This is a genomic window from Buttiauxella brennerae ATCC 51605, from assembly GCF_001654925.1.
GTDB lineage: Bacteria > Pseudomonadota > Gammaproteobacteria > Enterobacterales > Enterobacteriaceae > Buttiauxella > Buttiauxella brennerae.
The window spans coordinates 23,212-30,469 of sequence record NZ_LXER01000031.1 but is presented as its reverse complement, the minus strand read 5'-3'; the positions used below and the strand labels follow the sequence as shown (position 1 = coordinate 30,469).

6 protein-coding genes are annotated in these 7,258 nt (G+C 51.5%); 1 reads left to right on the top strand and 5 read right to left on the bottom strand.

Annotated features, from left to right (window positions below; genetic code table 11):
* Positions 1-261: 261 nt before the first annotated feature.
* From M975_RS22545 to nirB, 5 genes are all read right to left on the bottom strand, one after another.
* Complete coding sequence (locus M975_RS22545; RefSeq protein WP_074388393.1) at positions 262-441, bottom strand: YhfL family protein; 180 nt, start codon at positions 439-441, stop codon at positions 262-264.
* A gap of 129 nt (positions 442-570) precedes the next feature.
* Entirely contained in the window at positions 571-1,944 is a 1,374-nt protein-coding gene (cysG, locus tag M975_RS17270; protein WP_064561140.1) for a siroheme synthase CysG, read from the bottom strand.
* 19 nt (positions 1,945-1,963) lie between these two features.
* A complete protein-coding gene (nirC, locus tag M975_RS17265; protein WP_064561139.1) occupies positions 1,964-2,770 on the bottom strand; it encodes a nitrite transporter NirC in 807 nt (268 codons plus the stop codon).
* Between the two features lie 100 nt (positions 2,771-2,870).
* Entirely contained in the window at positions 2,871-3,197 is a 327-nt protein-coding gene (gene nirD, locus M975_RS17260; protein WP_064561138.1) for a nitrite reductase small subunit NirD, read from the bottom strand.
* Positions 3,194-5,746, bottom strand: a complete 2,553-nt coding sequence (gene nirB, locus M975_RS17255) for a nitrite reductase large subunit NirB (protein WP_064561137.1) — start codon at positions 5,744-5,746, stop codon at positions 3,194-3,196. Before nirB ends, nirD begins: the two co-directional genes overlap by 4 nt.
* Positions 5,747-5,974: 228 nt before the next feature.
* Between nirB and M975_RS17250 the strand changes: the two genes are divergently transcribed.
* Positions 5,975-7,258 (top strand): cytosine deaminase, encoded by a 1,284-nt coding sequence (locus M975_RS17250; RefSeq protein WP_064561136.1) that lies wholly within the window; start codon positions 5,975-5,977, stop codon positions 7,256-7,258.

Genomic DNA, 7,258 nt, shown 5'->3' with positions numbered 1-7,258 from the left:
CTCTTCTGGGGGAGAGGGCCGGGGTGAGGGCGACCCCTCCCAATCATTCTCCGCTAAATATCTTTTGCGACCCTATTCTCTTTTTACCTATTTCACGTTTGCCATTGATATTTATTTTAATGAAGAGATAAAGGGTGAGCAGGAGTCAGGCTATCAGGTTTCATGAAGAGGCAAGGGCAGTGGAAGTACGACCGAGATATTTGCGAAGAGTTATAAAAATAACCTTACCCTAATTACAAGGGTGAGGTTATTTAATCAGTCTTATTTAGTGGGTTGAGCAGTCGCAGGACCACAGCCGCCAATAATTTTAGAGATAGAAATTGCCGGGTGTAAGAAGTAGTCGTAACCACAGCTTTTGTCTTGATTTTCAACGTGACCCGTACATGCAGTCAGAGAAGCTAAAATAACAAATACAGATGTAATCTTTACGAGCTTAATCATTGATATTCCCTATCATTAGTGGGTTTTGGCTTAATTGGACATATAAAAAAGGCTGCTCAGTATATGAGAAGCCTTAATTATTGCTAAGTCCGAAACCTGACAAGGAATGGGCGAGATTTAACTTGCTTATTAGTGATTTGAAAACCAGTTTAATTTATCGCGTAAGGCAACTACGCGACCGACAATAATCAGGGCGGGGCTTGCAACCTGGGTCGATAATTCGCCAAGCTCACTTAAAATGCCGCTGACCACGCGTTGGTTAACCGCGGTGCCGTTTTCAACCAGCGCGACAGGCATATCCGCTGTCATGCCGTGCTCAATCAGTTTTTCCTGAATCGCTGGAGCCTGGTTTAAGCCCATATAGAACACCAGCGTCTGTTTTTCTGCCGCCAGATTTTCCCAGTCCAGTTCACCACCGGTTTTCAGGTGCCCGGTAACAAGGCGCACGCTTTGCGCGTAATCGCGGTGCGTTAAAGGGATGCCAGAATAGGCAGAACAGCCGGATGCCGCGGTAATGCCCGGCACGACGGAGAATGGAATGCCTACTTCGCACAGGGTTTCTAACTCTTCACCGCCGCGACCAAAGATAAACGGGTCGCCACCTTTCAGTCGCACCACGCGTTTACCACTTTGCGCTTCGCGCAGCAGAATTTGGTTAATCTCTTCTTGCGGCACACAGTGATAACCAGCGCGTTTACCCACGAATACGCGGTCTGCGTCACGACGAACCAGGTTCATGATGTCATCGGAAACCAGTCGGTCATAAACCACCACATCGGCCTGCTGGATTTGCTGTAGCCCTTTGAGGGTCAACAACCCTGCATCGCCTGGGCCTGCGCCGACCAGAACAACTTCGCCACGGTGATCGAGTGGTGTGGCGAACATCGACTCAGTTTCTTTATCAATGGCTTGCTTGTCTTCGTTCGCTAAATACTGCGCAAGGCGATCGTTGGTGAAGAACTTTTCCCAGAAGCGGCGGCGCTCGGCCATCGTTTTGAAGTTGGTTTTTACTCGACCGCGCAACGTACCGGCATAAGCGGCAATTTTCCCCAAATGCAGCGGCAGAATAGCTTCGAGTTTTTCACGTAGCAGGCGGGCAAGAACCGGAGAAGTACCACCGGAAGAGACAGCGACCATCAGCGGTGAACGGTCGATAATCGATGGCATGATAAAGCTGGCTTGTTTCGGAGCGTCGACGACGTTACAGAAAATACGGCGGGATTCGCATGAATCGCTGACTTGCTGATTCACCACATCGTTGTCCGTCGCGGCAATCGCCAGCCAGCAAACATCGAGCAGCGCGGGGTTAAACTCACCCTGATCCAGAGTAATCATGCCCTGTTCCGCCCACACATGAAATTGTGGGGAAAATTCCAGGGCATTTACAGTGACTTTTGCACCTGCCTCCATCAACAAACGCGCTTTACGTTCTGCAACATCGCCACCGCCGACGAGTAGGCAGGCACGACCTTGCAATTGACAAAATATAGGCAGGTGATCCACGGTCAATCCTCAAAAGAAATTAGTTGCGTGCAGTCTCCGGCGCGGCGACACGCGCAGGCTGGGGACGCTCGGCTTTCGGAGTAGCATACCAATAACCCAGACCCATGAATACTACGCCAGAAAGGGTATTCCCAAGCGTTACCCACAGCAGGTTGTGGCCGATACCCGCCATGGTGTAAGCATCGCTATGATGACCAAACCAGGAGAGCGCAAACAGAGTCATGTTGGCGATGGAGTGCTCGTAGCCAGAAGCGATAAACGCCAGCAGGCACCACCAGATAGCGATAAATTTCGCAGCGCCTTCAGTACGCACGGCCATCCAGATTGCAAGGCAAACCAGCCAGTTACACAATGCGCCTTTAAAGAACAGCACCATGGCCGGAGCGGTAGTTTTTGCCAGCGCCGCAGTGTGAAGCAGGCTGGTGTCTACCGGCAGCAGGCTACCGCCGCCCCATTTGTACAGCAGGGCAACAAACACAGAGCCAATCAGGTTACCCAGCCAGGTTTGCGGCAAAATACCCCACATCTGAGCGTGGGAAATGGTGCCTGCTTTCACGCCAAAGGTCAGGAACATGGTATGACCGGTGAATAATTCAGAACCGGCGATGATAACCAGTGTCAGGGCGATACCGAAGGTCGCTCCCATCACCAGTGGGCGATATGCAGGGTCTACAAGGTTACCGAGGGTGAAAATCAGGATGATCCCCAGCCCCACGTAAGCGCCCGCCATTGCGGAGCTAATCCAGAAACCAAGCGGGTTGTTTTTCGACAATCGGGCAATACGAGCGGCATTCGCCGCGCATTTATTAATGGTATCGGTGAACATTTTTGTTATCCCAACAAATTAAAAGAAAAAATTAATAACTGAAATTTCACCCTAACCCCCTCCCTCAGGGAGAGGGTTAGGGTGAGGGTTGTTTTAAGACTTATGCTTTTACCTGAACCTGGCCGTCTTGTACGCGCGCTTTGTAGTGCGCAATTGAGCGGCTCTCATCTTCCATGCACAGTCCGTCACGCAGTCTGAAACGCTGCTTTTTCAACGGGCTGGCAACCCAAAGTTCATTCTGGTGTTCAGCAATCAACCCACGAGACAACACGCTCGCTTCAAAAAACGGGTCGATGTTGCTGATGGCAAACACCTGGTCGTCGTTGCGTGGGCGGAAAATGGCAACTTGCTCATTACCCACCAACGCACAAACACCGGTAGCAGGCAGGATGTCGTTTAACTGGCAAACGGTAGTCCACTGGCTCATACATTTTCCTCCACTTCTTCTACCAGGGTGACCGGGATACGCTCGTAAGGTGTCGCCGGGCGATGTTGCTCGCGTTCAGGAGCAATTTGTACGTTCGGGTCGCGCACCGGGCTGTTGATAAAGTGTTTGAAGCGGACCTGAGCTTCTGGTGTGTTGACTGTCTCAGTCCATTCGCAAATCACTTTCTCGCGCAGGCGTTCCAGTTCGGCTTCAAGTTGAGCGTTCAGGCCCAGCTTGTCTTCGATGATGACCTGTTTCAGATACTCAATACCGCCTTCCAGACTGTCGAGCCATGGCGCAGTACGAGTCAGTTTGTCTGCGGTGCGGATATAGAACATCATGAAACGGTCGAGATATTTGATCAGTGTTTCACTGTCTAAGTCAGCAGCCAGTAAATCGGCGTGGCGTGGTTTCATGCCGCCGTTACCGCAGACATATAGGTTCCAGCCTTTCTCGGTGGCAATAATGCCGACGTCTTTACCCTGTGCTTCCGCACACTCACGGGTACAACCGGACACGCCAAACTTCATTTTGTGCGGAGTACGAATACCTTTGTAGCGGTTTTCCAGCTCAACGCCGAAGCCGACGCTATCGCCAACACCGTAACGGCACCAGGTGCTGCCCACGCAGGTTTTTGCCATACGCAGTGCTTTCGCATAGGCGTGGCCCGTTTCAAAACCGGCTTCAATCAGCTGACGCCAGATCTCGGGTAAATCATCTTTCTGCGCACCAAACAGGCCGATACGCTGGGAACCGGTGATTTTGGTGTAGAGATTGAATTCGCGAGCGATACGGCCAACTTCCATCAAACCTTCAGGGGTAATTTCCCCGCCTGCAGAACGAGGGATAACAGAATAAGTCCCGTCTTTCTGGATGTTGCCGAGGAAGTTGTCGTTGGTGTCCTGAAGCGGCGTGTGCTGTGGCGCGAGCACATAGTCGTTCCAGCAAGAGGCCAGCAAAGAACCGACGGTCGGTTTACATACTTCGCAGCCGTAACCTTTGCCGTATTTTTGCAGCAACTCGTCGAAGGATTTAATGCCTTCAACGCGGATAAGGTGGTACAGCTCCTGGCGTGAAAACGCGAAGTGTTCACACAGGTTATGGTTAACTTCAATGCCTTGTTTGCTCAGCTCAGCGTTCAATACCTGAGTGATCAATGGGATGCAGCCACCACAGCCTGTACCGGCTTTGGTTTCCGCTTTCAGTGCAGCAACGGTATGGCAGCCGTTGTTGATGGCTTTAACCAGATGCCCTTTGGTGACATCGAAGCAGGAACAGATTTGCGCGCTGTCCGGGAGCTTATCAACACCAATGGCTGGTTTACCGGAGCTTGCATGGGCTGGCAGAATCAGCGCATCCGGGTTTTCTGGCAGCTCGATGTTGTTGAGCACCAGTTGCAGCAGGTTGCCGTAATCGCTGGTGTCGCCCACCAGAACCGCGCCGAGCAGGGTTTTGTTGTCGGCGCTGACAATCAGGCGCTTATAAACTTCTTTGCTTTCATCGAGGTAAACATAGCTGCGGCAATTTGGCGTGCGGCCGTGAGCATCACCAATCCCACCGACGTCGACGCCCAGCAGTTTTAGCTTGGCGCTCATGTCTGCGCCTTCAAAGGCGTTTGCGGTGCCAAGCAGGTGGTCAGCGGTAACCTGCGCCATTTTGTAGCCAGGTGCAACCAGGCCGAATGTGCGGTTATTCCAGCTGGCGCATTCGCCGATGGCGTAAATGTCCGGATCAGAAGTCTGACAGGTATCGTTGACCGCGATACCGCCGCGTTGACCTGTTGCCAGGCCACACTGGGTAGCCAGTTTATCGCGAGGGCGGATACCGGTTGAGAAGACGATAAAGTCGACTTCCAGATCCGTACCGTCAGCAAAGCGCATGGTTTTACGCGCTTCATTACCAACCTGCACGATTTCCTGGGTGTTTTTGCTGGTATGAACTCGCACGCCCATGCTTTCGATTTTATTGCGCAGTTGCTCGCCGCCCATGCGGTCGAGTTGCTCGGCCATCAGCATGGGTGCGAATTCGATAACGTGCGTTTCTACACCGAGGTTTTTCAGTGCGCCTGCGGCTTCAAGACCCAGCAAGCCACCACCGACTACGGCACCGCGCTTACTGCGGCGGGCACATGCTTCGATGGCGTTCAAATCTTCTATAGTGCGGTAGACGAAACAGTCTTGTGTTTCAGAACCTTTAATCGGCGGGATCCACGGATAAGAGCCGGTCGCCATCACCAGTTTGTCGTAATACACGGTACGACCGGTATTCGAGTGGATCACTTTTTCCTGGCGGTTAATGGTGATGGCGCGTTCGCCAACCAGCACATTTACACCGTGTTTCTCGTAGAAGCCGTCACGAACCAGGGATAATTCTTCAGCAGTATGATGGGAAAAATAGGAAGATAAATGCACGCGGTCGTAGGCTTTACGCGGCTCTTCACAAAACACCGTAATATCGAATTGGCCTGGCTGGGCTTTATCAAGTAAGTCTTCGATAAAGCGATGGCCGACCATGCCATTACCGATGATTGCGATTTTGACTTTGCTCATAATTGCCTCAATTTCTTTTCTATTACTGCCTACCTTAACGATTCAGCCATGGTGATTATTGATACAAATCAAATACACCTTTATATACCTCTTAATGGGTATGTGTCTGATTTTGGTGGTTTTTTATAAGTTGTGGAAATGTTTGGTTATTCACGGAAAGACAATAAATCACCTGATTTTGCCTGGTCGTGCTATGAAATAGAGGCGGCTAATTAACAAGGAGTGGGTATGAGCAATTTAGCGTTGGCGTTAATTCAAAATGTGCGTCTTGTCGGGCGTGAAGGTTTGTGGCAATTAGCCCTCGACAATGGGCGCATCAAAACCATTAAACCGATGAGCGAAACCCAGGCTGAAAGCCCGCAGGTGCTTGACGGGCGAGGCGGCCTGGCAATCCCTCCGTTTATTGAGCCTCATATTCACCTTGATACCACGCAAACCGCCGGGCAACCCAACTGGAATCAATCAGGTACCTTGTTTGAAGGCATTGAACGTTGGGCTGAACGAAAAGCACTGTTGACGCATGAAGATGTCAAACAACGGGCCTGGCAGACATTGAAATGGCAGATTGCCAACGGCATTCAATATGTCCGCACGCACGTTGATGTTTCAGACCCTACACTGACCGCATTAAAAGCGATGCTGGAAGTGAAGCAAGAAGCGGCTCCCTGGATTGAGGTGCAAATAGTCGCCTTCCCGCAAGAAGGGATTATGTCGTACCCCAACGGGGAAGCGCTGCTTGAAGAAGCATTGCGCCTGGGGGCGGATGTGGTGGGGGCAATCCCGCACTTTGAATTCACCCGTGAGTACGGCGTCGAGTCACTGCATAAAGCATTCGCGCTGGCGAAAAAATATGATCGCCCGCTAGATATTCACTGCGATGAAATTGACGATGAACAGTCGCGGTTTGTCGAAACTGTCGCGGCACTGGCGTTGCGCGATGGCATTGGCGAGCGCGTGACCGCCAGCCATACCACCGCGATGCACTCTTACAATGGCGCTTATACCTCGCGCTTGTTCCGCCTGCTGAAAATGTCCGGCATTAATTTTGTTGCTAATCCGCTGGTAAATATTCATCTGCAAGGTCGTTTTGACGATTACCCAAAACGCCGTGGTATCACGCGGGTGAAAGAGTTACTCGAAGCGGGGATAAACGTCTGCTTTGGGCATGATGATGTGTTTGACCCGTGGTACCCGCTGGGCACCGCCAATATGTTGCAGGTGCTGCATATGGGGCTGCATGTCTGCCAGATGATGGGTTACCAGCAAATTGATGAAGGCTTAAAGCTTATCACCGATAACAGTGCCCGCACGTTCGGCGTGCAGGAGTACGGTATTGCTGAGGGGAATGCGGCGAACCTGATTATTCTTCCGGCTGAGAATGGTTTTGATGCGGTGCGCAGGCAGGTGCCGGTGCGTTGGTCAGTGCGGGAAGGGAAAGTGATTGCGACCACGCAATTGTCACAAACCTGGGTGATGCTGGATGAAGCAGAAGAGATAAAATTCGGCGGGTAA

Bases quoted from the DNA above. Each gene is read 5' to 3' on its own strand.
- M975_RS22545 (WP_074388393.1), bottom strand. From the start codon at position 441: ATGATTAAGCTCGTAAAGATTACATCTGTATTTGTTATTTTAGCTTCT.
- M975_RS17250 (WP_064561136.1), top strand. From the start codon at position 5,975: ATGAGCAATTTAGCGTTGGCGTTAATTCAAAATGTGCGTCTTGTCGGG.
- nirD (WP_064561138.1), bottom strand. From the start codon at position 3,197: ATGAGCCAGTGGACTACCGTTTGCCAGTTAAACGACATCCTGCCTGCT.
- nirC (WP_064561139.1), bottom strand. From the start codon at position 2,770: ATGTTCACCGATACCATTAATAAATGCGCGGCGAATGCCGCTCGTATT.
- nirB (WP_064561137.1), bottom strand. From the start codon at position 5,746: ATGAGCAAAGTCAAAATCGCAATCATCGGTAATGGCATGGTCGGCCAT.